Here is a 25604-nt window from a genome sequence, read left to right as displayed (position 1 = left end):
GGGGTGCTATGGACGCGATAAAACGAATACACGAATTTGAACGATTTGGAAGCGTTCTGGGACTGGAGCGAATGGAGATCCTTCTTGCAAAGCTGGGGAATCCGCACCGGGATTTAAAGGCCATTCATGTGGCGGGGACTAACGGCAAGGGGTCGGTCTGCCGGTACCTTTACGAAGCCCTTCAGGAAAACGGATATCGGGTGGGACTTTATATTTCACCCTTTATCCGGCGCTTTAACGAACGGATCCAGTTTGACGGACAGGAGATTTCCGATGAAGACCTGGAGTCATGCAGCCGGAAAGTATTGGAAAAAGCGGAAGAAATGGTTCGGGAAGGAGCGGATTCCCCCACGGAATTTGAAGTTATCACCGCCATAGCCTTCCTTTATTTCGCGGAGAAAAAAGCGGACTTTGTGATTCTGGAGGTGGGGCTGGGAGGCAGAGGGGATTCCACCAATGTGGTGGAAAAGCCGCTGATCAGCATTATTACTTCCATTTCTTACGATCACATGGATCGCCTGGGCAGCACCCTGGAAGAAATCGCGGGGGAGAAGGCCGGAATCATAAAAGACGGCGTTCCGGTCGTTTCCAATGTTGATCAACGGGAAGCAGCGGCGGTGATCGCAAGGATCGCTTACCAGAAGGGGTGCGTGCTGTATGACGCCACAAAGCTGCGGTATGCTGTCTGGGAGGAAACCGCGGGGGGAAGTTCTTTTGATATGGAAATCTACGGCACAGATTACAGCGGCGTGCGTATTTGCATGGCGGGAAAACACCAGGTGGAAAACGCCAAGACCGCCCTTCTGGCTCTGGAAATTCTGCGGAAAAAAGGACTGATAAACGTCCATCGGGATAACCTGTACCGGGGAATGGAGAAAGCCAGACAGCCGGGAAGATTCGAGATTGCGGGGGAGGAGCCGTATCTGATTCTGGACGGCGCCCATAACGCCGCGGGAGCGGAGGCTCTTCGGGAAACTATGAAGCGTTGTTTTCCGGAACGCAGAATCCTGATGGTTGTCGGAATGCTGGCTGATAAAGAGATCGATAAAATTACCGATTCATTTTGCGAGATTACGGATCAGTTCATTGCGGCGGAACCGGATAACCCGAGGAAGCTGCCGGCGCGGGAACTGGCGCGGATTCTGAAGGAAAAAGGCGCGGCGTGTGAAATCGCCGAAAGCGCCGGACAGGCAGTGCGGATGGCTCGGAGCCATAAATCCGAACCGGAGGTTGTGCTGTTTGCCGGGTCATTATATCTGATAGGAAGTGTAAAGGAGATTTTAAATCATGTGTGAAAAAGAAGCGAAAAAAGTTCTGCTGTTCTACAATCCCCATTCCGGAAACGGGTTGTTCAAGAATAATCTGGACCATATCATCGATCGTTTCCAGACCGCGGGCTATCAGATTGAGCCGATCCGGGCGGCAAAGGGCATGGCGATCAACAAAGCGCTGTCCAATATGAATCAGGATGAATACAGACAGATTATCGCGGCAGGAGGAGATGGGACGATCAACATCTGCGTCAATGCTATGATAAGACATAATATTAACTTGCCGTTGGCGATTTTTCCGGCAGGTACAGCAAATGACTTTGCCTATTATTTTGAAATTCCAAATGATATGGATAAGATGATCGATATCGCGCTTGGAGAGCATTTTACCAACGCGGATGTAGGACAGGTAAACGATCGCTATTTCGTTAACGTGGCAGCGATGGGAGCTTTGATTGATGTCAGCCAGAAGACGGATCCGAACCTGAAGAATACCATCGGCGTCATGGCCTATTACCTCAAAGCGGTTACGGAAGTGCCGAATCTGAGAGCACATAAAGTAAAGCTTATCACAGACGATATGACTTATGAAGAAGAAATGTATTTTATGGTCGTGATGAACGGAATTTCCGCGGGCGGCTTCAAGAGAATTTCGCCGGAATCGGAGATTAACGACGGCATGATGGATGTGATTTTATTCCGGAAAATGCCGATTCTGGAACTGGGACCGCTGCTCTTTAATGTCATTCACGGGAACCATTCCAAGAGCAAGCATGTACTGACGTTTCAGACGGATCATCTGCGGATTGAAAGTGAGGATAATATTTCAACGGATATCGACGGAGAGAAGGGAGAGCCGTTCCCGCTGGAATTCAGCATCCTTCACAACCGTCTGAGAATTTTTACGGAGGTGGACGATATATAAATGATTAATTTCAGAATGAGTGAAACAAAAGACTATGAAAAACTGGTACCCTTCTTCATTGAAAATGAGCTGGAATTTTCGGAAGAAGAACCGGTGCCTACGGATCTGGTGAAATGCTGGCAGGTTACTCATGGCGAGGACGGACATCTGATTGCAGCTTTGGTTCTGGCAAAACGGGAAGGTGAGTTCATCATTGACGGAATCGCGGTTGAAAAGCTTTACCGGAAGCTGAAAATCGGAAAGATCCTCTTAGATAAAGCCATAGAGGAAACCTTGTCAAGAGGTGGAACCAGCATTTACCTGGTGGCGCGCGCGCCGGAGTTTTTCCGTAAGAATGGATTTCAGACTGTGGCGAGGGAGGACGCTCCCAACTTTTTCGAATGTCTGACCTGTCCGCAGTATGGAAAGAACTGCCATCCGGAAGTGATGAAACTGGATTTTCAGTAATAATTATCCCCCAAAAGCAATATATTTTAGAGATACTTTGCTTTAGGGGGATTTTTTATGGAAAAGATTCTGGAAGGAAACAGTGCTCGGCTTATTGGAAAAGTCCTGTCCGAACTGGAATTCAGCCACAAAACTTATGGGGAAGCTTTTTACATTCTACTGGTGGGAATACTGCGCAAGAGCGGATATGAGGATGATATAAGGCTGATGATATCCGAACGGCTAATTGGAAATATGGAAATCAAACCAGGAAGGATTGTAAAAATAGTAGGGCAGGTCCGGACATATAATCAGGAAAAAGACGGAAAAAATCATCTGAATGTGGTTGTATTTGTCCGAGAACTGGAACTTCTGGAGGCAGAACGCCCCCATGAAAATCAAATTTGCCTGGAAGGCTTTGTCTGCAAACCACCGATCCGGAGAACATCTCCGCTTGGAAGGGAAATCTGCGATCTTATGTTGGCTGTAAACCGAATGTATAATAAATCCGATTATATTCCCTGCATTGCCTGGGGGAGAAACGCCGCCTACGGGGGAGAGCTTGAAGTGGGGTGCAAGCTGCTGATCGAGGGTCGGATTCAAAGCAGAGAATATAAAAAACGAAGCGATGATGGAGAAGTATGTACAAAAGTAGCCTATGAAGTTTCCGTCGTTCGCATGGAGGAACTTCAGCCTTCTACAACCTGAGCGAGCCGATCCTGAAACGCGGCTATTTCCGAATTCAGATCCTGCTCTCCATTGTTAATTGCAGATTCCAGAGCCTCAGCGGAACGCGCAAGATAAGTAAGTCCGAGAGTTCCGGCGAGTCCTTTTACAGAGTGGGCCAATATTTTGGCTTCGGTTCTGTCTCCTGAGGTCAGATGAAGCTCCAAACTTTTCCCTGCCGCGGCATAATTCTGTTTAAATTTAGCTAAGTGCTTTTCATAAAGAGCATTGCTGCCTCCCAGATTTTCAATCGCTATATCTTTCCCGGCATAAGGATCTTCCGGAGAAAAATTAGCTTCCGGAAGGGGAACCTCTTCGATAAAGGGGCGCAGCGCGCGGTAAAGCTGGGTATAGCGAAAGGGCTTAATAATAAACGACTCAAACAGATGACCATGTCTGTCCAGGACTTCCTGAGTTATATTTGTGGCGGTCAGAGCGATGATTGGCGTTTCGATTCCCATTTCTCTGAGTTTTCGGCAAGTCTCATAACCATCCATTATGGGCATATGAATGTCCATAAGAATGACCTTGTAGTAGGAAGGTCCTCTTTTTTCACATAGATTAAGCGCTGCCAGTCCGGATGGCGCGTGATCACACCGGATTTCGGCTTTGGACAGAAGTTCTTCCACAACATCGTAATTGATTTGTGTATCCTCCACAACAAGTACCCGTTCCCCATGGCCGTGCAGGATCGGGGCAAGATGGCTGTCGCTTTCACAGGCATGATAGCTTCGGGACGCGGTTATGGTAAAAAAGAAGGTGGAGCCAAGATCTTTTTTGCTCTCTACCCAGATAGCTCCACCCATGCGTTCAATCAGCAAGCGACAGATGGGAAGTCCCAACCCTGAACCCGGATGCGTTTTGGTAAGGTTGCCTTCCGCAGGATGAAATTCCGTGAAAATGTCGCTCAGATCCTCCCCGCGCAGACCTACGCCGGTATCTTCTACCGCGAATTTTAGGGTGGCGGTATCCGAAAATTCTTTTAAAACATGGACGTGGATCCGGATGAAACCGGTATCGGTAAATTGCAGCGCATTTTTGAGAAGGTTTGACAGAACCTGTTCCAGACGTACAGGATCAAGACGCAGACAGAGATCCGGATCAAACTGGTAGTCTGTTAAGAGACGGATCCCCTTGGTATCTGCCTTCGGTACATATTGCGCGGCAAGGTTGTCCAAAAAATCTTTCAGACGGAACCGGGAAGGATTCAACGTCAGTTTTTCACTTTTTAACATGGAAAAGTCAAGAATGTCATTGAGCAGCGACGTAAGATGATCGGAAGATGACTGAATTTTCGACACAATTTCTTTCTGTCGATCACTGAGTTCCGACTCCTCCAGAATATGATTCAATCCGACAATGGCATTCAGCGGTGTTCGCAGTTCATGGGACAGGCTGGACAACAGAGCCTCTTTTGCTTTCCGGTGAAATTGAACCTCCTCTATCTGATGGGAAAGCTGCTGCTTCATGTTTTCTATCACCAAGGCGGAATGCTGTTTCTGTTTTTTCATAGTATGGATGTTTTTCAGGATCCACAGACCACTGGCAATCAGTGCGGAAAAGAGCAAAAAAATTAAAATCGTCAGTCGTTCTCCCAACATAATAATACCCCCAATTCTCTGATAAATTTCTATTTAAGTAGATTTTAAAAGGAAAAAAGACAAAAATCCACATGAGATTTTCGACAAATTCCGAGTTTAAAGAAACCTCTTGAGGTATTTTGTCGATATTGGTAGAATGGAGGGACACAAGGAAAAAGAAAAGGAAAAAGGAGATTGGGAACATGCTGGATATGATAATACTTCTGGCGAAGATCTGCGGAGCTGTTGTTGTCGGAATTTTCGCGGGTCACGCGGCCGTCTATATCTTTAATAAGATCCCGGCGCAGTGGCTGTGTGATTACGGTCAGAAGCCGGATGAAGCGTTGGAGGATCCGCATCAGCAACGGGTGAAGGGGGTTCCGTGGAAGTGGGTGTTTTCCGGATTTTTTATGGCGGGAGGGATTCGCCTTGTAATCGAAGACTGGGCCTTTGCCGCGGCGGCGGTTGTTTTCTGCTGGGCTTTGCTTGAAATCGGATTAGCGGATAAAAAGTACGGGATCATTCCGGATCAGTTTGTTATTCTGACGGCGATTTCCGCGCTGGGATTTATTCCTTTCCACAGCAGTTTTCTGCAGCCGATGTGGGGGATGCTGCTGGGCGGTGGGGTGATGCTTGCTTCCGCTCTGATTGGAAAATTGATTCTGAAAAAGGAAACTTTAGGATTCGGCGATGTAAAATTATTTGCGGCGGCAGGGCTGGCCCTTGGTTTTCGGGGGACGCTGTGGGTGCTGGTTTTATCGGCCGTAGGAAGCGCGGTTATTTTTTCGGTTCTGCTGCTGATGCGGAAAATCAAAAAGGAGGATATGGTGCCGCTGGGGCCGTATATCTGCGGCGCCGGGATTTTTTATGTGGTAATTGTCTGGCCTTTGCTTGTAAAAATGTAGATTTCATATATAATAGAGAAGAGGTTTCACTCCGGCAACTTGTCCTCGGAGGGTCCTGGATTCTGCGGAGGCTTTGCGCGGATGGAAAGGAAGGGGCTTGTATCCTGAGAGGTTGTTTTTTGCGGAGTGGATACAAAAGTTATGGGATTGTGGGTTTGAAAGTGGAGGATTTGGATGTGTTTTCGGGATTTTCCGAGAAGATGACTGCCTGAATGGGGAAGTTTTGTATCCAGAACGCTGATTTTGCGGCAGGTGGATACAAAGAGGGGGATCCGTTCCGCGAAGCAGCGGGTTTCATTTAGGGCGGGTCGGATTTCACAGGGCTTTCACAGGCAGGGGATAAAATAGAAGGAAGTTAAAGGGAGAGTTTGAATGTTAACAGGTAAACAGAGGAGTTTTCTGAAAAAGCTGGCCCATCGTCTTGAGCCAACTGTTTTTTTAGGAAAAGGCGGTCTGACTGAGAATATAAAAAAGGAACTGGTAACCGGGTTTGAGTCGCGGGAACTGGTGAAGGTAAAGCTGCAGGAAGGATGCGAGCTTTCGCCAAAAGAAACGGCCAATCAGCTGGCGGAAGAGTTAAACGCGGAGTTTGTACAGGCGATTGGCCATAAGTTCGTCCTTTACAGGGCGTCGGAGGAACAAAAAAAGAAGGGAAAACAGATTGTTCTTCCGAAAGCCTGAGAAAGGATGAGGCATGGAACGGAATTTTCTGCTGACAATCGAATACGACGGCACCGGTTTTTTTGGATGGCAGAGGCAGCCCGGGGTTCCTACGATTCAGGGAACTCTGGAAGATGCGCTCAGCGCGGTTCTGGGTAAAAAAATTCAGGTAAACGGAACCAGCCGGACGGACGCGGGGGTTCACGCGTATGGTCAACGGGCAAGTTTTTCAGGTGAATTCGGAATTCCAACGGACAAGCTTGCGCTGGCGGTAAACAACCGGATCGCCGGAGCAATGAAAGGGAAGATGGCAACCGGACCGATCCGGATTAAAGAGGTCCGGGAGATGCCGGCGGATTTTCATGCCCGTTTTAACGCAAAGGGAAAAACCTATCTTTACAAAATACACAACTCTAAGGAGCCGGATCTGTTTCTGCGCAACTACTGCTACGCGATTCGGGAACCGCTGGATGAAGAGGCAATGCGCCTTGCGGCTTCCAGAATTGAGGGAACCCATGATTTTCAGTGCTTTCAGGCATCCGGAGGTACGGAGAGGGAAACAACCGTACGCACGATCTACAAGACCGATGTCCTTCGGAGGGGAGAAGATATTTCTATCCGTGTGACAGGCGACGGATTTTTATATAATATGGTGAGAATTATAACAGGAACGTTAGTGGAGACAGGTCTGGGAAAGCGGACTCCGATGTCAATGGACTCTGTGATTCGCGGCAGAGACAGGCAGAACGCCGGACATACGGCGCCGCCCCAGGGGCTTTATCTGATGGAGGTGTACTATGAATTACAGGAGGTACCAGGATATGATGGATGAACGGCCTGGATGGGACGAGTATTTTATGGAAATGGCAATCCTGACGGCAAAGCGCTCAACCTGTCTGCGCAGACAGGTTGGCGCGGTAATCGTTCAGGACAGACATATTATAGCTACAGGATATAACGGAGCTCCCCGGGGGCTGGAACACTGCGGACAGCGGGAAGGCGGATGCCTTCGCCAGCAGCTGGGCATTCCTTCGGGTGAGCGGCATGAACTGTGCAGAGCGCTTCACGCGGAACAAAACGCGATTATTCAGGCAGCTACCCTGGGACACAGCATCGAGGGAGCTACGATTTATATTACCAACCAGCCGTGTATCATCTGCGCGAAGATGATTATCAATGCGGGGATTAAGAGAATTGTGGTAAAAGAAGGATATCCCGATCAGATGTCTGTCGATATTCTGGCAGAAGCCGGATTGAAAATCGTAATGTTAGGAGATCAGTAACCGTGGAGGTCAATTATTTTGTTTTATGGGCGTCTTTTCTTACGTCCTTTGTGTTGGCGCTTTTATTTACGCCGCTGGCCATCTGGCTGGCGCCGAAAATCGGAGCCATGGATATTCCAAAGGATGAAAGAAGAGTGCACTGCAAACCCATTCCCAGATTTGGGGGAATGGCAATGTTCATCGGAATTATGGCGGCAACGCTGATTTTTATTATGCCGGCTTTTATTCCGGACAAAAATATCGGAGGGATTCTCATTGGAGGAGCGCTGATCTATCTGTTCGGAGTAATTGATGATTTGCGGGATATCAGTCCCAAGTTTAAATTCCTGGGGCAGTTTATCTGCGCGTGCATTGTTTACGCTTCCGGAATCCGTCTGGAATTTGTCAGCCGTTTTTTGGAGGGAAGCGACATCGTTATGAGCAATGTTGCAACGTTTATCTTAACGATTTTCTGGATTGTGGCGATTACAAACGCCATCAATCTGGTAGACGGCCTGGACGGACTTGCCGCCGGAATTACGGCGATTGCGTCCCTTTGTATCGCGTATGCAGGCTATATACACGGACATTATGTGGCGGCTACCGCCATGCTTACCATCGCCGGCGGCGCGTTGGGATTTCTCCCATATAACTTCCATCCCGCGAAAATTTTTATGGGGGACGGCGGGTCGCAGTTTCTCGGATTCTGCCTGGCTACCTTTTCCCTGATTCAGCCGGTAAAAAGCGTAACCGTGGTATCAGTGGCGATTCCGACGCTGGTACTGGGACTGCCTATTTTTGATACCGCTTTCGCGATTCTCAGGAGGATCTTAAAGAAACAGTCCATTGTAGTAGCGGATAAAGAGCATCTGCATCATCGTATCATGCGGGCAGGGTTCGGACAGCGCAGATCGGTGATGATTATGTATTGTATCAGCGCGATTATGGGGGTAGTCGCGGTAGAGTACAGCAGAGAGCTCATGGTGGATTGCCTGGGGCTTCTCGCGATTGTGATCATGCTGTTATACGTGCTGCTTTCAGATACCAGCAACAAGAAAGTGGAGATTAATGCGGTAAATATCCGAAAACAGGAAGAAAGGGAGAATAAAGAGAAAAAACATCGGAAAGAAGAACATTTGAATGAAAAAGGAAGCAACTCTGAATACGATCAATAATAAATCGCTGTTAAAAACGATGGCGGCTGTAGCGCTTCCGATTGCGCTGCAAAGCCTCATCGGCTCATCTCTCAATCTGGTAGACAATCTTATGGTGGGAAGCCTTGGAGAAGCGGAACTCAATGCGGTGGGCGTCTCTGTACAGTTCTATTTTGTCCACTGGATGCTTTTGTATGGGTTCACCAGCGGAACGGCTACGTTTATGGCGCAGTATTTCGGTGTGAAGGATTTTCACAATATCCGGAAGACGGTAGGATTTGCCCTTACGGTTACGGTCAGCGTCAGTATGTTGTTTTTTCTGACTGCCCTGATTTTTCCCCACTATGTGCTGCGGATTTTTACCCGGTTTCCGGAAATTATCGAACTGGGCAGCGGTTATGTTCGCGCCTGCGCGCCCGCTTTTCTGTTTACCGCGGTGACGGTTCCTTTCACTTCAGCGCTGCGGGCGACTCAGCAGACGAGGCTCCCGCTTTATATCAGCGGAGCGGCGTTTTTGACCAATACTTTTTTGAATTACCTGCTGATCTTCGGCAGTTGGGGCGCTCCAAAACTGGGCGTCGCTGGTGCGGCGCTGGCGACGATGATTGCCAGGGGACTTGAAATGTCACTGATTCTTTATATGGTGTTTGGGCGTAAAAATAAGCTTTGCGGTCCGATTCGGGAATTTTTCAGCTATACAAAGTCGTCTGCCGTTAAAATCGTAAAAAACGCGGTACCGACAACGATCAACGAAACTATGTGGGGACTGGGAACGTCTCTATATGTGGCGGCTTTTGCCCGCATCGGCGTAACGGAAGGCGCGGCGGTTCAGGCTTGCAGTACCATCAATAACCTTTTCATTATGGCAGCTTTCAGTATCGGCGACGCTACCCTGATTCTGGTGGGGCAAAAATTGGGCGAAGGAAAGCTGGATTACGCGTATCAGCTCGCGAAAAAAATGGTCAAAATCGGACTGGTGATCGGTCTTGCCGCGGGAGGTCTGCTGATTGTTTTCGGAAAGCCGCTGTTAAGTCTCTTCGAGTTTACGGATCGGGGAGCCCATTTTGCTCTGTTAATTCTGATCGTATATGGATGTACGATGTGGCTTACTGTTTATAACGCGGTGAATGTGACCGGCGTTCTGCGCTGCGGCGGAGATACCAGATTCGCCATGCTGGCGGAAGTGTTGGCTGTATGGTGTGTCGGCGTACCGGTGGCCTTTCTGACCGCGCTGGTTCTGCAGTGGCCGATTTACTTCGCGGTTCTGGCAGTGAAACTGGAGGATGTGGTCAAAGGAATCGCGGTTACCAAACGGTTCTTCTCGAAAAAATGGGTGAAAAATGTGATTTCAGAATGAAAAAGTTCCTATGAAAAACGCAATTTTTTTGAAAAAGTTCCTATGAAAAACGCAAAACAAAAAGTTGCTTTCCTGTGAATAAAGTGATACATTAGGAGTATACTACGATTGATAGTGAAATGGGGATGATGGAGCTTGGAACGGGATATTATGAGAAGGTTGGTAGATTGGAAGGACTCCGATGACAGGAAGCCAATGCTGCTGACCGGTGTACGACAGTGCGGAAAGACCTATCTTTGCAAAGAATTTGGAAGCCGTTATTTTGAAGATGTCGCGTATTTTTATTTTGAAGGCAATAAAGGACTGGCGTCGGTATTCGAGTATGATTTTAATGTGGACCGAATTCTTGATGAACTTGGGAATATTATACAAGGAAAGAAAATTATACCAGGAAAAACTCTTGTAATCTTTGATGAGATACAGGCGTGTCCCAGTGCGATTACATCGCTAAAGTATTTTTGTGAGAATAAGCGGGAGCTACATATTTTATGTGCAGGTTCTCTTCTGGGTGTGGCAATTAAACGAGAACAGATTTCATTTCCCGTAGGAAAAGTGGAGCGTCTACAGATGTACCCACTTTCTTTTTCAGAATTTTTACGGGCGGACGGGCAGGAGGCACTGTATGAAGGCGTCCGGAATTACCGTCTTGATCGGAGTCTCCCTGAGCTTTATACAAACAGGCTGGAACAAGCTCTAAAATATTATTATATTGTGGGAGGAATGCCGGAAGTCGCCGCAAAATGGGTGGAAACCCATAATATCACAGAAGTGGAAAGACTGCAGGATAATATTCTGCAGGACTACAGCAGTGATTTCGCAAAGCATGCTCCGAAAACGGATATTCCGAAACTGAGTTGGATTTGGGAGTCGATTCCCAAACAGCTTGCGAAGGATAATCATAAATTTATTTTTTCCCATGTGAAAAAGGGAAAACGTTCGAGCGAACTGGAAGATGCTCTTGAATGGCTTGTTGATGCCGGACTGGTGTATAAGCTGGAACTGGTTTCTCAGCCGGAACTGCCTCTTTCGTTTTGCGCGGATGCTTCTTTTTTTAAAGTGTACCTGTCCGATGTGGGACTGCTCCGCAGAAAATCAGGTGTTTCTTATAAAACGATCATGGAAAACACGGAAATGTACAGAAATTTTAAAGGGGCTTTTACAGAAAATTTTGTGCTGACAGAGTTGCTCAATCAACGAATTCATCCGTACTTCTGGCGATCCGGCAATACGGCTGAACTGGACTTTTTATTTGAATATGAAGATGAAATTGTTCCAGTAGAAGCGAAAGCGGAACTAAATACACGGGCAAAAAGTTACCGCCAGTACTGCAGAACCTATCATCCGAAATATGGTTTCAAGTTCTCCATGAGGAATACAGGTGTACACGAGGTAGAGGGAACCAAAACATATAGTATTCCTCTGTATCTTATTTGGAGGCTGAAAGACTTTCTCAAGGAACCTGATACTATGTAAAACCCCCGGAACCTGAAAAGGGTTCGGGGGTTTTTATGAGGGAGGGTTTACTTACCCGCTTTTTTAATATCCGCAAGCTGCTGCTTTACGCTGTCAAAAGACGTAGAGCCTTGGGAGCGCTTTGCTTTGATACAGCTGCGGATGGCGATTTTGTCGTAAATATCCATATCAAATTGACCGGAGAAGGATTTGAATTCCTCCATGGACATTTCTTCAATGGCAATTCCTTTATTGATGCAGTACAGGACAATTCTTCCGATGATTTCGTGACAGTCACGGAAAGGAATTCCTTTTGTCACCAGGTAGTCAGCGGCGTCGGTCGCGTTCATGTAGCCGTATTTTGCCGCCCGCTCCATGTTTTCTTCCTTTACTTTCATGGTGGCGATCATTTCGGTAAAGATATTTACCGATGCTTTCAGCGTATCCCCCGCGTCAAAGACCGGAAGCTTGTCTTCCTGCAGATCTTTGTTGTAGGCAAGGGGAAGCCCCTTGATAATCGTCAGCAGGCTCATCAGATCGCCGTAGACTCTTCCCGTTTTACCGCGGATCAGTTCCGCCATGTCCGGGTTCTTTTTCTGCGGCATGATGCTGCTTCCTGTGGAATAGGCGTCGTCAATTTCCACAAAGCTGAATTCTACAGAGCTCCAGAGAATCAGTTCCTCACAGAAGCGGGACAGGTGCATCATAGTGATGGAACAGCAGCTGATAAATTCCACCGCGAAGTCCCGATCCGCCACCGCGTCCATGGCATTGGGGCAGACGCCCTTAAATCCCAGTTCGCTGGCAAGAAACTCCCGATCCGTATCATAGGTGGTTCCCGCCAGAGCGCCGGAGCCCAGAGGAAGATAATCCATCCGATCCAGGCAATCCGCGAAACGGGAGGAATCCCGCTTAAACATCTGGTAGTAGGCCAGCAGATGATAGGCCAGGGTGACAGGCTGGGCTCTCTGCAGGTGGGTATATCCCGGCATTACCGTATCCTGGTGCTTTTCCGCCAGGGTCACAAGGGTGTCCATGAGGGCGGAAAGCAGTTTCTCGATTTCGGCAATTTCATCTTTCAGATAGAGCCGGATGTCCACCGCCACCTGGTCGTTACGGCTGCGGGCAGTATGAAGCTTTTTGCCGGCTTCACCGATGCGCTCGGTAAGGATCGTTTCGATATTCATATGGATATCTTCCGATTCAATGGTGAATTCCACCTTACCGGCGTCAATGTCGGCTTCGATTTCTTTCAAGGTTTTGACAATCAGCTCCGCGTCCGCCTGGGGAATGATTCCCTGGCGTCCCAGCATGGTCGCGTGAGCGATGCTTCCTTTAATATCGTCTTTGTACAGCCTCTGGTCGAATTCGATAGAGGCGTTGAACTCGTCAGCGGACGAAGTCGCCGCCTTTGAGAACCTTCCTTTCCAAAGTTTCATGCGGTTTTGCTCCTCCTTCTTTGTTCTGTTTCTGGATTGCGCGGATCTTCAGAGGCAGTGAGAAGAGGTTGATAAAACCGTCCGCGTCGCTCTGGTTGTAAACTTCATCCTTGCTGAATGTAGCGAATTCTTCGCTGTACAGGGAATTCGGGGACTTGCGGGCCGCCGCGGTGGCGCTTCCCTTGTAAAGCTTCATTTTAACTGTTCCGGTAACCAGCTTCTGGGTTTCGTCCACAAAAGCGGAGATGGCTTCCCGCAGAGGGGTAAACCACAGGCCGTCGTAAACCAGCTGCGCGAATTTCTGCGCTACAATATATTTGTACTGAGTCGTATCTCTGTCTAAGATCAGTTTTTCCAGAGCAGAGTGAGCCGCGAAAAGGATGGTTCCTCCCGGAGTTTCATACACGCCGCGGGACTTCATTCCCACCAGGCGGTTTTCAATAATGTCGGCGGTACCGACGCCGTTGACGCTTCCCAGTTCGTTGAGCTTTGTCAGCAGTTCGATGGGTCCCATTTTTTCCCCGTCCAGTCCTACCGGGACGCCGGCTTCGAAATCAATATCCACATAGGTCACCTTGTCCGGAGCCTTTTCCGGAGGTACGGAAAGAACGTGGATGGTGTCGTAATGTTCGTTCCAGGGATTTTCCAGCTCGCCGCCCTCGTGGCTGATGTGCCAGATGTTTTCATCGCGGCTGTAAATCTTCGCTTCACTCTGGTTAATCGGAATGTTGTGGGATTTGGCGTATTCCAGCAGATCTTCCCTGGACTCAAAATCCCAGAATCTCCATGGAGCGATAATTTTGATGGCCGGATCCAGCGCTTTAATGGTAGTTTCAAATCGAACCTGGTCATTTCCTTTACCTGTGCAGCCGTGAGCGATATAGAAGGCCTCTTCCTGCTGCGCGATTTCCACCAGCTTTTTGGCCATCAGAGGTCTTGCCATGGAGGTTCCCAGCATATATTCGTTTTCATAAACTGCGCCGGCTTTCAATGTCGGCCAGATAAAATCGGTAATGAACTCTTCCCGCATATCAACGGTAATCGCTTTGCTCGCGCCTGTTGCCAGCGCTTTTTTCTCAATCGCCGCGAAGTCCTCTTTCTGTCCGGCGTTGCAGCAGACCGCGATTACGTCGTAGTCGTAGTTCTCTTTCAGCCATGTCATAATAATCGAAGTGTCAAGTCCACCCGAATAGGCAAGTATTACTTTTTCTTTTGCCATTTTGTTTCCTCCCTTTTGTCTTCCTTATGGAAATGAATATTTAATTCACGTGATGAATAAAAATTTAAAACATAGGTTAATTATACAACAAAGGTCTGAAAAATCAACCCTATTTTTGTAAAAAATCCACAAAAAGATAAAGACTTTAATGTATAATTGTTGTAAAATGAATTTGCAGGCGCAAAGGTGCGCGCGGCTGTCTGAAAACGGAGACTTCCGTATATAATAAATTGGATGATTGGAAAAGAAGGAGGGGCAGGGAAATGACAACTTTGAAGGAGCGGATCGAGTATGCCGCCGGGGCGGGATCTGTGATCGAGGATTGTGATATGAGGCGATTCACTTCCTTTCGCGCGGGAGGCAGAGCAGAGCTTCTCGTAATGCCGCGGAGCGTGCGGGCGCTGCGGGAGGTGCTTAAAATACTGGCGGATTCAGGAAAGACCTGCATGGTCATGGGGAACGGCTCGAATATTCTGGTGCGGGATGGCGGCTACCGGGGCGTGATTCTTAAGCTGGGGGAAGCTTTCGGGGAAATCCGCGCGGAAGGAGAGATTCTGACCGTGGGATGCGGCGCGCTGATGTCCTCGGTTGCCAGAGCGGCTCTTTCGGCGGAGCTGACCGGTTTTGAATTTGCCAGCGGCATTCCGGGGAGTCTGGGGGGCGCGGTTTTTATGAACGCGGGCGCTTACGGCGGAGAAATGTCGCATATTATCAAGGAAGCCAGAATTTTGGAAAAGGACGGCAGCCGGGAATATACCCTCAGCTGCGGCGAACTGCAGCTGGGATATCGTCACAGCGTGCTTCACGAAACCGGAGATCTGGTGCTGGAAGCGGTGCTGCAGTTAAAAAAAGGAGATAAAGAGGCGATTGGCAGAGAAATGAAGGAGCTGGCGGCAAAGAGAAACGCCAAGCAGCCGGTTTCTCTGCCCAGCGCGGGAAGCTTTTTCAAGCGGCCAGAAGGGTATTTCGCGGGAAAGCTGATCCAGGACGCGGGGCTTAAGGGGCTTTCGGTGGGGGACGCCCAGGTTTCGCCTCTTCACAGCGGATTTATTGTAAATAACGGCGCCGCTACGGCAACGGAGATTATACAGCTTATGGAAATTGTACAGGCAACTGTCTTAGATAAATTTGGCGTTCAACTGGAGCCGGAGGTGAGAATCATTGGAGAAGACAAAGAAATATGAGATGGGATATGATCTCCACACCCATACGATTTATTCCCATGGGACGGGGAGCATTGAAGATAATGTAAAGGCGGCGATTGCAAAGGGGATGTCCCATATCGCTATTAGCGATCACGGACCGGGACACCGGTTTTACGGCATAAAACGGGAAGACGTGCCAAAGATGCGGGAGGAAATTGAGGCTCTGAACCGAAAATACCCGCAGATTCAGATCCGTCTGAGCGTGGAGGCGAACATTGTAAAAAACGGCAATCATCTGGACGTAACGCCGGAAGAGTATGATCAGTATGATTTCGTAATCGCGGGGTATCATTACGGCATCCCCGGGTGTTACAGTATCTCCAACTGGATCTGGGGGCATGGACTGAAGCTGGGAGAAAAGCGGCTGAAAACAAAAAATACCGATATGGTAATCAAAGCCCTGTATGAAAACGACATTTCCATCCTTACCCATCCCGGGGACAAGGGTCCCTTTGACATCCTTCCCATCGCGGAAGCGTGCGCGGATACAGATACGCTGATGGAAATCAATACGAGGCATCCGCACCTGACCGTAGAAGAGATTAAAATTGCGGCGCGGACAGACGCTCAGTTTATTATCAGCAGTGACGCTCATTCCCCCGAGCGGGTCGGAGATTTTGAAAGCGGATTGGTACGGGCGAAGGAAGCGGGTCTGGACCTTTCCAGAATTGTGAATTTAAGGGAGAAGAAATGAACACAGTCATTGTAACGGGATTATCGGGAGCAGGAAAGACTCAGGCGATGAACTGCCTGGAGGATCTGGGGTACTACTGCGTGGACAATATGCCGCCGGCATTGATTAAGAGCTTTGTCCAGCTTGCGGCGGGTGAGTCTACCCCCATTGAAAAGGCGGCCTTTGCTGTAGATGTAAGAGGCGGCGAGCTTTTCGCGGATATGGAAAAGGCGTTGGAGGATTTGGAGGCCAGCGGAATCAACTATAAGATTTTATACCTGGAAGCTTCGGAACTGGTACTGATCCGCAGGTACAGCGAGACAAGGAGACAACACCCTCTGGCCAGGGGAGAGAGTACGCTGGAAGGTCTGAAACGTGAGACTGAAATGCTGAAAAATCTCAGGGCGCGGGCTGACTATATTATTGATACTTCCAACATGAAGGTGGCGCGCCTGTGGGAGGAGGTAAAGGATCTGATCACCTCCGGGGAGAGTGAGAAAACCTTTGTTCTTAATGTGATGTCCTTCGGTTATAAAAGAGGCATGCCTCTTGGAGCGGATATGGTCTTTGATATGCGGTTTGTTCCAAATCCGTACTATGTAAAATCCCTGCGCAGCCTGACCGGAAATAACAAGAAGGTGCGGGATTACGTTATGAAGCAGGAGGTGGCCCGGGATTTCATGGATCGAACCGAGAAGATGCTCCTGGATCTGATTCCCTACTATATGAAGGAAGGGAAATACAGTTTGAATCTGGCTTTTGGCTGCACCGGAGGACAGCACCGATCCGTTTCGGCAGCCAATGAAATGGCGGATCGCCTGAGGGCGAAGGGAAAACGCGTTACCGTGGAACATCGGGATTTATAGGAGAGAACATGTCATTTTCAGCAGATACTAAAAATGAGCTCGCCCATGTTGAACCGGAAAAAAAGTGCTGCATGCTGGCGGAAATCGCGGGATTTATCCGCATGTGCGGGAGCATCCGGCTGGCGGGGGGCGGAAAATTTGAAATCGTGACAGCGACGGAACACCCGGCAGTGGCCAGGCATTACAAAAGGATGCTGAAGGAATACTTTGGGATCGACGCGGAGCTTGCGGTGGGACAGGGAAGCGGTCTGAAAAAAGGCCGCTCTTATCTTCTTTCCATAGGACCGAAAAATCTGAGCGAACAGATCCTCAGAGAGACGGGAATTCTGATGGTGAAAGAAGGGATGAATTACATCAGCGATGGTATTTATGACGGGCTGATCCGGACCAAATGCTGCAGAAAAGCGTGCCTTCGGGGAATTTTTCTGGCTTCCGGAACCATTACGGATCCGGAAAAAAGCTATCATCTGGAATTCAGCTGCAGCAGCCAGATCCTGGCGGGAGATGTGAAAAAGCTCATCAACAGCTTTGTGGATCTCCACGCGAAAGTTTCCGCCCGCAAGAAGAATTACGCGGTATATGTGAAAGAAGCGGAACAGATTATTGATATTCTGGCCATTATGGGAGCCCACTCGCAGATTTTCGCTTTCGAGGATGTGCGGATTACAAAAGAAATCCGCAACAAAGCTAACCGCATCAACAACTGCGACAACGCTAATATTGATAAAACTTTGAAAGCCGCGGAAAAACAGCTTTCCTGGATTCGCAAGATTCAGGAAACGAAGGGACTGGCATTTTTGCCGGACAAATTGAGGGAAGTAGCGGTGCTGCGTCTGGAAAACCCGGAAGCCACCCTGCAGGAGCTGGCGGATATGATGGACCCGCCTATGAAAAAATCAGGCCTTAACAACCGGTTCCGCAAGATTGAGGAACTGGCAGGCAAGTTATAAAAGGAGGATTTTATGAGAAAGTTTGAGCTGGAACACCGGGTCGCCTATGTAGAAACCGACGCTATGGCGATTGTACATCATTCTAATTATATTCGCTGGTTTGAGATGGGGAGAAATGATATGCTCCGCACCATCGGCTATCCTTATTCCAAGCTGGAAAAAATGGGGATCTGGATGCCGGTCATCGGAGTTGCCTGCGACTATAAGTCTCCCGCGGTGTTTGATGAGGTGGTGCTTATCCGCGCCTGGGTTGACAAAGTAAAAGGCGCCAGCGTCTACCTCGCTTATGAGGTCGTGGGGAAGGAAAGCGGCGAGGTGAAAGTTACGGGAAGCAGCAGCCATGGAGTTACGGATACGGATTTAAGGCCGCTGCGTCTGAAGAAAGAGTTCCCGGACCTATATGAAAAACTGGTAAACGCGATGAAATAGCCGGAGAAATCCCGGCTGTTTTCTGTTTTTGTGGGGGCGTTTTCGGCGATCTATGGGGAAATTGGAGTACGAATTTTACAGAGAGCCCCCATAGCTTTCAGATAAGCAAAAAATATTTCCTGATTGTATCGTGGATTTCCCGCATGGTCAGCGCATAAGAATCATCGTCCATTAGCCCAAAAGTTACCGCCGGGTACCTATCCCACTTTAAAGTGCGGTCTTCACAAACTTTTTCGCGGGGTGCATAATAGACTCAGAAAGGGAGGTAAAACACAATGAACGAAAAAGCGAGAAACTATGTGGATTTGTTTCGAAAGGTAAAGATCGCCTCAGCGGCGACCGTGGATGAACAGGGGAGACCTCAGAGCAGGATTATCAATGTCATGATCGCGTCGGACGAAGGAATGTATATCGTGACTTCCAAGGGAAAACCATTTTACAAGCAGCTGGTGGACACAGGACGCGTCGCTCTCAGCGCTATGTGTCCGGACTGCCAGTCCCTGAAATTCACCGGGAAAGTGAAAATGGTCGATAAAAAATGGGTGGACCGTGTATTTGAGGAAAATCCGGGTATGAATGAAGTCTATCCGGGCGATACCAGGTACATACTGGACGCGTTCCTGATTTACGAAGGCAGCGGAGAGTGGTTTGACCTGCTCAACTATCCGATTAACCGGGAGACTTTTTCTTACAATGCCAGTGAGGAAAAAGCGGGGTTCGAGATTCAGAAAAACTGCATCGGCTGCGGAAGCTGTATCCCGGTTTGCCCGCAGAAATGTATTACGGAAGGGGAGCCGTATAAAATCGATCCGGTTCACTGTCTGCAGTGCGGCGCCTGCTTTGAGGTCTGCCCGGCAGAAGCGATAAAGAGATTGCACCCGTAAGCGGGATCTGGTAGTATAATAGCAGAAAATCAGGAAAGGGGTAGAAACGTGGAGTTTTTGAAAGAAGTGGCGCAGCTTTATCAGGAGCGGAGCGAATGGTTCGGGCAGCTCATCTGTGAACATATTCTGCTGTCCCTGATCGCGATCCTTCTGGCGGGCGTCATCGGCCTGCTGCTGGGAATTCTGATCGCGCGCTGCGAAAAGGCAGCGCCGCCGGTTCTGGGGATTGCCAATGTGTTTTACACAATCCCGTCCATTTCCCTGTTGGGCATGCTGATTCCATTTATGGGGATTGGCGACAAAACCGCGGTGGTTGCCCTGACCATTTACGGAATTATGCCCATGGTACGAAATACTTACGCGGGCATCAAAGGGGTGGATGAAGAGATTATTACAGCGGCACGAGGCATGGGCAGCACGGAATTTCAGATTCTGACCCGCATCAAACTGCCGCTGGCTCTGGGCGTCATTATTGCCGGCGTGCGGAATATGGTGGTCATGACCATTTCTGTAGCGGCAATCGCTTCCTTTATCGGGGCAGGCGGACTGGGAGTCGCTATTTACAGGGGAATTACCGTATACGACACAGCGTTGACCTTCGCGGGAAGCGTCCTGATCGCGCTGATTGCGCTGATCAGCGACCTTCTGCTGGGGCATCTGGAAAAGAAACTGAAGAAAAGGCGGATGAATTAAAATGAAAAAAAGAATGACAGCAATCATACTGGCACTGGTTCTTGTACTGGCCGCGGCAGGATGCAGCGGCGGCGCGTCGGAGGAGCCGGTGAAAATTGCCACAAAACCGATGACCGAGCAGTATATTCTGGGCGAAATGCTCAAAATTCTGATCGAGGAAAAAGCGGGATATGAGGTAGAGCTGACCAAAGGAATCGGCGGCGGAACCAATAACATCCAGCCGGCCATGGAAAAGGGCGAATTCGACCTGTATCCGGAATACACCTCCAGCGGCTGGGTCATGGTACTGGATCATAAGGCGGAAGGCGTCGACGATGAGGAAATGTTTGAAAAGCTGAAAAGCGAATATCAGAAGAACTTTGATATGACCTGGGTCGGCCAGTACGGCTTCAACAATACCTTTACCGTGGCGGTCAGCAGCAAAGTGGCAGATCAGTACAATCTGAAAACCTGTTCGGATCTGGCCCGCGTATCGGACAAGCTGGTATTCGGCGGGAACCCGGACTATATTGAGCGGGAAGACGGATTCGGCGTACTGTGCGAAACCTACGGCTACAATTTTAAAGACGTAAAGGACATTGATATCGGGCTGAAATATAAAGCCATGCAGAATGGAGATATTGATGTAACCAATGGATTTACCACAGACGCGCAGCTGAGCCGGGACGATGTGAAGCCTCTGGAAGATGACAAACACCTGCAGGTAAACTACTACTGCTCGACGGTGGTGCGGCAGGATGCCCTGGAAAATTATCCGGAACTGGAAGATACCTTGATGCTGATGGATGGAATTCTGACAGACCAGGAAATGGCGGAGCTCAACTACCAGGTGGAAGTCGAGGGAAAAGAAGATGTGGATGTGGCAAGAGAATTCCTGATTTCAAAGGGTCTGATCGAAAAATAAAGCGGGGGACAGGATTATGGAGATTATCCGACTGGAACATATAGACAAGTATTTCGGAGAACGAAAAGCGCTGGACGATTTCAGCCTGTCGGTAAAAGAGGGGGAATTTCTGACCGTAATCGGCAGGTCCGGCTGCGGAAAGACAACCATGCTTAAAATGATAAACGGTCTGCACACGCCCGATCGTGGAAGGGTGCTGGTGGAAGGGACGGATATCAGTCAGACGGACCCCATTGCCCTGCGGAGACGTATCGGCTATGTGATTCAGAACAAGGGACTGTTTCCCCATATGACCGTAGAGAAAAATATTACCTATGTGCCGGTTATCAGCGGCAAAAAAAATAAAGAAGAAAACCGGAAAAACGCGGCTCGCCTGCTGAAAACCGTCGGTCTGGAAGAAGAAATGCTGAAACGGTATCCAAACGAGCTTTCGGGCGGGCAGCAGCAGCGTGTAGGGATCGCCCGGGCTCTTGCGGCTGACGCCAGGATTCTTCTGATGGACGAGCCTTTCGGCGCTCTGGACGAAATTACAAAACAGGCGATGCAGGATGAAATTCTCAGGCTTCACAAAGAGCTTGGCATCACCATTGTTTTTATCACCCATGATATCCGGGAAGCCATGAAACTGGGCGATCGCGTGCTGGTGATGGATCAGGGCAGGGCGCTGCAAAGCGATACGCCGCGGAACATTTACCGCAGCCCCGCCAGCGAGTTTGTCCGGCAGCTGACCAGAGCGGGAAGCGGAGTGGATTTGCGGATGGAATAAAATCCGCATTTTCCGCGTTTTTGAGAAAAAAAGAGAAAGGAAAAAATATCATGGAGCCATTTCGAATCGGGCCGATCCGGCCGCCCAGCGAGGCAGACAGCCTGCTGATGCAGGTAACGCAAGGGTGTACCTGGAACAAATGTAAATTCTGTAATCTTTACCGGCATACGAAATTCCGCGCTTACACGGTGGACAGCGTAAAGGAAGATATTGACCGTATGGCTGCTTTCGCCCGGAAAGCAGAGCGGAGCCGGCGTACGGACGGCAGCTGGGATGTGGAAAGACTCAACGCGGAGCTTCGTGAAATGCCGCCGGAGGAACAGAACAGTTATTATGTTGTCGCCACCTGGCTGCTGAACGGCGGTAAAAACGTATTTCTTCAGGATGGCAATACTCTGGCCCTCAGCGGAGGACGCCTGACCGAAGTGCTGCGGTACCTGAAAGAGACGTTTCCGCAAATTGAAAGGATTACATCCTACGGCCGGGCAGAGAATTTGTCAAAGGTCAGCGCCGAAGAATTCGCCGAACTTCGGGAAGCGGGACTTACCCGAATTCATTCCGGTTTTGAATCCGGTTCCGATGAAGTTCTGGCTCTTGTAAACAAGGGCGTGACATCGGAGCAGCAGATCCGGGCGGGAAAAAATATCAAAGCCGGCGGGCTGGAACTTTCGGTTTATTTCATGCCGGGACTTGGAGGAAGAGCGCTTTCGCGGAAAAACGCGGAGGGCATGGCGCGTGTAGTCAGCGAGGTAAATCCGGACTTTGTCCGTATACGAACCGCCGCGATAAAGCCGGGGACGGAGCTTTATGAGGATTATGAACGAGGAGATTTCGTCCTGTGCAGCGAGGATGAAAAAGTGGAGGAAATCCGGATCTTGATTGTAAAGACAGGGGATGTGAATACACGGATTGTCAGCGACCATATCGTCAATCTGCTTCAGGCGGTAAAAGGCAGCCTGAAAAAGGACAGGGAGAAGATGCTGGCGATCCTTGATGAATACCGGAATATGCCGGAGCCTGAGAAAAAACTGTTCCAGCTTGCGCGGAGGACAAGAGCGCTGATCAGCCCCAAAGAACTTGCCCGAATGCCGCTGCGGCAGAGACGGCAGCTGCAGAGAGCCGCGGAACAGATTTCCGATCCCGACGAATGGACAAGAACGATGAATGAATGGATTGGCAGGTATATATAATTTTCGTTTTGGGACAATGAACCGAAATCGGACTGTTTTTTAGACGGAGTAGATGACCTTTCGGAGACCGAAAAAATAGGACATCCGATAGCTTTGAGAACGGGAAAGAGCTTCACGGGACAGAGGCTCTTTTTTTTATGACTCCGCGTCTTCAAATGCCTGCCGCAGGACTTCTAAAAACGCGTCAAATCCGTCCAGCAGAGCGGTACGGACCTCCGGATTCATATTGTAGAGCGCGGTGCCTTCGATATCATACAGCCGCAGCAGAATTCCGTCCGCGTAACGCTGACCCTCTTCGGTGAAAGTGAGAATTTTACTGCGTCTATCCTGCTTGGAGGGCTGTTTCTTTACGTACCCTTCTTTTTCGAATTTAAGGAGAATGCTGTTAACCGTCTGTTTCGGCAGCAGGAGCTTCTGGCAGATCCTCTGCTGGGTGCAGGTGTTCGGATTTTCCGCGATAACAAAGAGCACAAAGAGTTCGTTAATAGAGATTCCCTGTTTCTTTGCCCAGGTATCATAGATTTTATCGGTGGTGAACCAGAAATTATAATAACGTTCGATATCTTGTTTGATCGTCATTCTCTATCCTTTCCTTTTCTGACATAACGATTATATTTTCATTCTATCATACCATAAAAAATAAAAAAAAGAGTTATTTTCATAATTATAAGAATTGTATTGACAAATCAGAAGATAGCGATTAATATAAAAATAGTCCGAAACGGGACTAAAAAGGGGAGGGAATTGCTGAAAGGAGGCAATATTTATGTCAGAAGTAAAAAAGTGGAACCCTCAAGTGAAAATCAAGAGCTGAAACGAGGGATTAAGGGATGGCAGGTATCGTTCATCGGCCTTGGCGGCGTTATCGGTTCCTGCTATTTTCTGGGAGTGGGAACCTGTCTTGGCGAGATGGGGCCCGCGGTTCTGATCGCGTTCGCGATTGTAGGCGTTATTGTTTACGGACTGATGATCGCGTATGCGGAACTGCTGGTAAACCTTCCGAGAAAAGGATCGTTTGTCGCCTATACCAATGAATTTCTGGGTGAGACGCTTTCGACCGGTATGGGATGGTCGTTCTGGTTTAACTGGGTTTGCTACGTACCATCGGAAGCGGTTGCGGTCGCTACCGTACTCCAGTATCTGACAGGCTCGACGAGCGGCGTATTTTACGTAGCCTGCGCGGTTGGCGCGCTGCTGGCGCTCACGATTATCAATCTCTGCGCAGTTGATATCTTCGCGAAGATTGAATCAGGACTTGCCATTACAAAAGTATGTGTAATTATTTTATTTATTATCCTGGCGTTCGGAATCTGGGTAGGCCTGTGGGGAAGCGATCACTTCCTGGGCGGAAGCGTTAACTTCGGCGGAGACGAAGGATTCGTGCCGCAGATGTTCCCGAAAGGAATGGCGATCGTATTCACTTCTATGACGGTTGTGCTGGTAACCTTCCAGGGCACGGAAATCGTAGGTCTGGCGGCGGCTGAGGCGCAGGATCCGGAAAAATCGGTTCCGAGAGCATGTAAAAGTGTTACCTACCGTATTGCCGGACTGTATATGGTGCCGATCCTGCTGATCGTATTGATTTACCCCTGGAATCTGGGAACAGAGGACAATCCGATCTTCGCGGATATTATGAACCGATATAACATGGGATTCTTTGGAATCATCATGTCGGCTGTTGTGCTGATTGCGGCGTTCAGCTGCGCGAATACGGGGTTCTACGGTACTGTAAGAGCCATGTTCGGTCTGTCCATCGAAGGGCTTGCGCCGAAGTTCCTGAGCAAACTGACTAAGACATCCAATCCGCGGAACGCGGCGCTCTTTACGCTGTTGTTCATGTGGATCGTGCTTATCATCGGCCTTGTATCTGAACTGACAGGCGCTATGTCGTCTCTGTACGCGAACCTTCTGTCTCTATCCGGATTCACAGGAACACTTGCCTGGGTAGGAATTTGCGCTTCGCAGCTGGTATTCAGAAAAAGGCTCAAGAAGAGAGGCTACGATCCGGAGACCTGCCTGAAAGCGCGTGTAAAGAAAGGACAGACCTGGCTGCCGGCTTTCGCCATGATCGCGCAGATTATCTTCCTGATTATGATGGCGTTTGGTGAAGGACAGTTTCCTGCGTTCTGTCTCGCTACCGCGTCGGTTATCGTGCCGATGATTATACGGGTCATCGCGAGAAAGACCGGCCATGTGCGCAATGTAAACGCATTGTCTCACGATGAAAAATCCTTTGATGAAACATTCCCGGATCTTAATAAGTAGCAAGGGGAAATTTACATTTATTAAGATCTGATTTTGGAAAAGAAGGCAGTCTTCTGGCATACTGCCTTCTTCTCATTTTTTGAGACTTTTTTCTGCGCAGTTTTGCGTTCTGACGCTGCGGAAGGTGCTTGCGGAGAACGGAATGACAGTGATATTCTGAGGGCAGCTGCGCAGAGGAATGTACAAACCAAAATAAAAAAACTACATATATTAAATGAACCTTTCGGAGGAAACGGCCCGCGGAACCGTTTCCTTTTTTGAACAGCAGAGGGCGAGGAAGAGAATTAATATATCTCACAAATGAGAATAATTATTAGAATTGATACGAAAAAAAGGCAAAAAAATTCCGGATTTCTGATAGCTAAGAAAAAACTGTAAAAAAAAATATCGTTGAGAATCCTTG

26 protein-coding genes are annotated in these 25604 nt (G+C 48.9%); 22 read left to right on the top strand and 4 right to left on the bottom strand.

The window, feature by feature from the left end:
- Positions 1-8 precede the first annotated feature (8 nt).
- The 4 genes from H9L42_RS11265 to H9L42_RS11250 are packed head-to-tail and all read left to right on the top strand — an operon-like array spanning position 9 to position 3330.
- A complete protein-coding gene (locus H9L42_RS11265) occupies positions 9-1295 on the top strand; it encodes a bifunctional folylpolyglutamate synthase/dihydrofolate synthase (RefSeq protein WP_187303494.1) in 1287 nt (428 codons plus the stop codon).
- Positions 1288-2196, top strand: coding sequence for a YegS/Rv2252/BmrU family lipid kinase (locus H9L42_RS11260; protein WP_187303493.1), 909 nt, complete (start codon positions 1288-1290; stop codon positions 2194-2196). The genes H9L42_RS11265 and H9L42_RS11260 overlap by 8 nt, the downstream gene beginning before the upstream one ends.
- Complete coding sequence (locus H9L42_RS11255; RefSeq protein WP_187303492.1) at positions 2197-2643, top strand: GNAT family N-acetyltransferase; 447 nt, start codon at positions 2197-2199, stop codon at positions 2641-2643.
- Positions 2644-2700: 57 nt separating this feature from the next.
- Positions 2701-3330, top strand: coding sequence for a single-stranded DNA-binding protein (locus H9L42_RS11250; RefSeq protein WP_187303491.1), 630 nt, complete (start codon positions 2701-2703; stop codon positions 3328-3330).
- Here the strand turns inward: H9L42_RS11250 and H9L42_RS11245 are convergent.
- Positions 3312-4949, bottom strand: coding sequence for an ATP-binding protein (locus H9L42_RS11245; RefSeq protein ID WP_187303490.1), 1638 nt, complete (start codon positions 4947-4949; stop codon positions 3312-3314). The two genes, H9L42_RS11250 and H9L42_RS11245, sit on opposite strands and share 19 nt — an antisense overlap.
- 182 nt (positions 4950-5131) lie before the next feature.
- Between H9L42_RS11245 and H9L42_RS11240 the strand changes: the two genes are divergently transcribed.
- From H9L42_RS11240 to H9L42_RS11210, 7 genes are all read left to right on the top strand, one after another.
- The gene (locus tag H9L42_RS11240) at positions 5132-5833 is read left to right on the top strand and encodes a prepilin peptidase (protein ID WP_187303489.1); all 702 of its coding nucleotides are present in this window, start codon (positions 5132-5134) and stop codon (positions 5831-5833) included.
- Positions 5834-6205: 372 nt separating this feature from the next.
- The gene (gene yhbY / locus H9L42_RS11235; protein ID WP_187303488.1) at positions 6206-6514 is read left to right on the top strand and encodes a ribosome assembly RNA-binding protein YhbY; all 309 of its coding nucleotides are present in this window, start codon (positions 6206-6208) and stop codon (positions 6512-6514) included.
- 13 nt (positions 6515-6527) lie between these two features.
- A complete protein-coding gene (gene truA, locus H9L42_RS11230; RefSeq protein ID WP_187303487.1) occupies positions 6528-7325 on the top strand; it encodes a tRNA pseudouridine(38-40) synthase TruA in 798 nt (265 codons plus the stop codon).
- A complete protein-coding gene (locus H9L42_RS11225; RefSeq protein WP_187303486.1) occupies positions 7315-7776 on the top strand; it encodes a deoxycytidylate deaminase in 462 nt (153 codons plus the stop codon). The genes truA and H9L42_RS11225 overlap by 11 nt, the downstream gene beginning before the upstream one ends.
- Before the next feature lie 2 nt (positions 7777-7778).
- Positions 7779-8930, top strand: a complete 1152-nt coding sequence (locus H9L42_RS11220) for an MraY family glycosyltransferase (RefSeq protein ID WP_187303485.1) — start codon at positions 7779-7781, stop codon at positions 8928-8930.
- The gene (locus H9L42_RS11215; RefSeq protein WP_187303484.1) at positions 8896-10266 is read left to right on the top strand and encodes an MATE family efflux transporter; all 1371 of its coding nucleotides are present in this window, start codon (positions 8896-8898) and stop codon (positions 10264-10266) included. The genes H9L42_RS11220 and H9L42_RS11215 overlap by 35 nt, the downstream gene beginning before the upstream one ends.
- A gap of 150 nt (positions 10267-10416) precedes the next feature.
- Entirely contained in the window at positions 10417-11739 is a 1323-nt protein-coding gene (locus H9L42_RS11210; protein ID WP_243235757.1) for an ATP-binding protein, read from the top strand.
- 47 nt (positions 11740-11786) lie between these two features.
- On the opposite strand, the gene argH is transcribed toward H9L42_RS11210, so the two are convergent.
- Positions 11787-13157, bottom strand: a complete 1371-nt coding sequence (gene argH, locus H9L42_RS11205; RefSeq protein WP_187303482.1) for an argininosuccinate lyase — start codon at positions 13155-13157, stop codon at positions 11787-11789.
- On the bottom strand, positions 13108-14376 hold the full coding sequence (locus H9L42_RS11200) for an argininosuccinate synthase (RefSeq protein ID WP_187303481.1): 1269 nt from the start codon (positions 14374-14376) through the stop codon (positions 13108-13110). The genes argH and H9L42_RS11200 overlap by 50 nt, the downstream gene beginning before the upstream one ends.
- A gap of 263 nt (positions 14377-14639) precedes the next feature.
- Between H9L42_RS11200 and murB the strand changes: the two genes are divergently transcribed.
- From murB to H9L42_RS11150, 10 genes are all read left to right on the top strand, one after another.
- Positions 14640-15560, top strand: coding sequence for a UDP-N-acetylmuramate dehydrogenase (gene murB, locus H9L42_RS11195; RefSeq protein WP_187303480.1), 921 nt, complete (start codon positions 14640-14642; stop codon positions 15558-15560).
- Entirely contained in the window at positions 15538-16275 is a 738-nt protein-coding gene (locus tag H9L42_RS11190) for a PHP domain-containing protein (RefSeq protein ID WP_187303479.1), read from the top strand. The genes murB and H9L42_RS11190 overlap by 23 nt, the downstream gene beginning before the upstream one ends.
- Positions 16272-17120, top strand: a complete 849-nt coding sequence (gene rapZ, locus H9L42_RS11185; protein WP_187303478.1) for an RNase adapter RapZ — start codon at positions 16272-16274, stop codon at positions 17118-17120. The genes H9L42_RS11190 and rapZ overlap by 4 nt, the downstream gene beginning before the upstream one ends.
- 8 nt (positions 17121-17128) lie before the next feature.
- A complete protein-coding gene (gene whiA / locus H9L42_RS11180) occupies positions 17129-18070 on the top strand; it encodes a DNA-binding protein WhiA (protein WP_187303477.1) in 942 nt (313 codons plus the stop codon).
- A 12-nt stretch (positions 18071-18082) separates the two neighbouring features.
- A complete protein-coding gene (locus H9L42_RS11175; RefSeq protein ID WP_187303476.1) occupies positions 18083-18499 on the top strand; it encodes an acyl-CoA thioesterase in 417 nt (138 codons plus the stop codon).
- A 275-nt stretch (positions 18500-18774) separates the two neighbouring features.
- The gene (locus H9L42_RS11170) at positions 18775-19383 is read left to right on the top strand and encodes a 4Fe-4S binding protein (RefSeq protein WP_187303475.1); all 609 of its coding nucleotides are present in this window, start codon (positions 18775-18777) and stop codon (positions 19381-19383) included.
- Positions 19384-19431: 48 nt separating this feature from the next.
- On the top strand, positions 19432-20076 hold the full coding sequence (locus tag H9L42_RS11165) for an ABC transporter permease subunit (RefSeq protein ID WP_187303474.1): 645 nt from the start codon (positions 19432-19434) through the stop codon (positions 20074-20076).
- Between the two features lies 1 nt (position 20077).
- Positions 20078-20980 carry a glycine betaine ABC transporter substrate-binding protein gene (locus tag H9L42_RS11160; protein ID WP_187303473.1) on the top strand — a complete coding sequence of 301 codons (903 nt, stop codon included), beginning with the start codon at positions 20078-20080 and terminating at the stop codon, positions 20978-20980.
- A gap of 16 nt (positions 20981-20996) precedes the next feature.
- Positions 20997-21746 carry an ATP-binding cassette domain-containing protein gene (locus H9L42_RS11155; RefSeq protein ID WP_187303472.1) on the top strand — a complete coding sequence of 250 codons (750 nt, stop codon included), beginning with the start codon at positions 20997-20999 and terminating at the stop codon, positions 21744-21746.
- A 50-nt stretch (positions 21747-21796) separates the two neighbouring features.
- Positions 21797-22936: a radical SAM protein gene (locus tag H9L42_RS11150; RefSeq protein ID WP_187303471.1), complete on the top strand. Its 1140-nt coding sequence runs from the start codon at positions 21797-21799 to the stop codon at positions 22934-22936.
- Between the two features lie 135 nt (positions 22937-23071).
- On the opposite strand, the gene H9L42_RS11145 is transcribed toward H9L42_RS11150, so the two are convergent.
- Entirely contained in the window at positions 23072-23515 is a 444-nt protein-coding gene (locus H9L42_RS11145) for a MarR family winged helix-turn-helix transcriptional regulator (protein ID WP_187303470.1), read from the bottom strand.
- Positions 23516-23680: 165 nt separating this feature from the next.
- Here H9L42_RS11145 and H9L42_RS11140 point away from each other — a divergent pair, with 165 nt between their 5' ends.
- On the top strand, positions 23681-25201 hold the full coding sequence (locus H9L42_RS11140) for an amino acid permease (protein ID WP_187303469.1): 1521 nt from the start codon (positions 23681-23683) through the stop codon (positions 25199-25201).
- Positions 25202-25604 lie beyond the last annotated feature (403 nt).

Origin of the sequence: Zhenpiania hominis (genome assembly GCF_014333425.1) — a bacterium.
Classification (GTDB): Bacteria; Bacillota; Clostridia; order Peptostreptococcales; family Anaerovoracaceae; genus Hominibacterium; species Hominibacterium hominis.
The sequence above is the reverse complement of the archived record's forward strand: the minus strand, read 5'-3'. Positions and strand labels throughout refer to the sequence as shown.

Excerpts from the sequence above, each read along its gene's own strand:
- H9L42_RS11145 (WP_187303470.1), bottom strand. The coding sequence starts at position 23,515 with ATGACGATCAAACAAGATATCGAACGTTATTATAATTTCTGGTTCACC.
- H9L42_RS11175 (WP_187303476.1), top strand. The coding sequence starts at position 18,083 with ATGAGAAAGTTTGAGCTGGAACACCGGGTCGCCTATGTAGAAACCGAC.
- H9L42_RS11150 (WP_187303471.1), top strand. The coding sequence starts at position 21,797 with ATGGAGCCATTTCGAATCGGGCCGATCCGGCCGCCCAGCGAGGCAGAC.
- yhbY (WP_187303488.1), top strand. The coding sequence starts at position 6,206 with ATGTTAACAGGTAAACAGAGGAGTTTTCTGAAAAAGCTGGCCCATCGT.
- H9L42_RS11200 (WP_187303481.1), bottom strand. The coding sequence starts at position 14,376 with ATGGCAAAAGAAAAAGTAATACTTGCCTATTCGGGTGGACTTGACACT.
- whiA (WP_187303477.1), top strand. The coding sequence starts at position 17,129 with ATGTCATTTTCAGCAGATACTAAAAATGAGCTCGCCCATGTTGAACCG.
- H9L42_RS11245 (WP_187303490.1), bottom strand. The coding sequence starts at position 4,949 with ATGTTGGGAGAACGACTGACGATTTTAATTTTTTTGCTCTTTTCCGCA.
- H9L42_RS11210 (WP_243235757.1), top strand. The coding sequence starts at position 10,417 with ATGAGAAGGTTGGTAGATTGGAAGGACTCCGATGACAGGAAGCCAATG.
- H9L42_RS11225 (WP_187303486.1), top strand. The coding sequence starts at position 7,315 with ATGATGGATGAACGGCCTGGATGGGACGAGTATTTTATGGAAATGGCA.
- H9L42_RS11160 (WP_187303473.1), top strand. The coding sequence starts at position 20,078 with ATGAAAAAAAGAATGACAGCAATCATACTGGCACTGGTTCTTGTACTG.
- H9L42_RS11215 (WP_187303484.1), top strand. The coding sequence starts at position 8,896 with ATGAAAAAGGAAGCAACTCTGAATACGATCAATAATAAATCGCTGTTA.
- H9L42_RS11250 (WP_187303491.1), top strand. The coding sequence starts at position 2,701 with ATGGAAAAGATTCTGGAAGGAAACAGTGCTCGGCTTATTGGAAAAGTC.
- murB (WP_187303480.1), top strand. The coding sequence starts at position 14,640 with ATGACAACTTTGAAGGAGCGGATCGAGTATGCCGCCGGGGCGGGATCT.
- H9L42_RS11255 (WP_187303492.1), top strand. The coding sequence starts at position 2,197 with ATGATTAATTTCAGAATGAGTGAAACAAAAGACTATGAAAAACTGGTA.
- H9L42_RS11155 (WP_187303472.1), top strand. The coding sequence starts at position 20,997 with ATGGAGATTATCCGACTGGAACATATAGACAAGTATTTCGGAGAACGA.
- truA (WP_187303487.1), top strand. The coding sequence starts at position 6,528 with ATGGAACGGAATTTTCTGCTGACAATCGAATACGACGGCACCGGTTTT.
- H9L42_RS11240 (WP_187303489.1), top strand. The coding sequence starts at position 5,132 with ATGCTGGATATGATAATACTTCTGGCGAAGATCTGCGGAGCTGTTGTT.
- rapZ (WP_187303478.1), top strand. The coding sequence starts at position 16,272 with ATGAACACAGTCATTGTAACGGGATTATCGGGAGCAGGAAAGACTCAG.
- H9L42_RS11260 (WP_187303493.1), top strand. The coding sequence starts at position 1,288 with ATGTGTGAAAAAGAAGCGAAAAAAGTTCTGCTGTTCTACAATCCCCAT.
- H9L42_RS11265 (WP_187303494.1), top strand. The coding sequence starts at position 9 with ATGGACGCGATAAAACGAATACACGAATTTGAACGATTTGGAAGCGTT.
- H9L42_RS11170 (WP_187303475.1), top strand. The coding sequence starts at position 18,775 with ATGAACGAAAAAGCGAGAAACTATGTGGATTTGTTTCGAAAGGTAAAG.
- argH (WP_187303482.1), bottom strand. The coding sequence starts at position 13,157 with ATGAAACTTTGGAAAGGAAGGTTCTCAAAGGCGGCGACTTCGTCCGCT.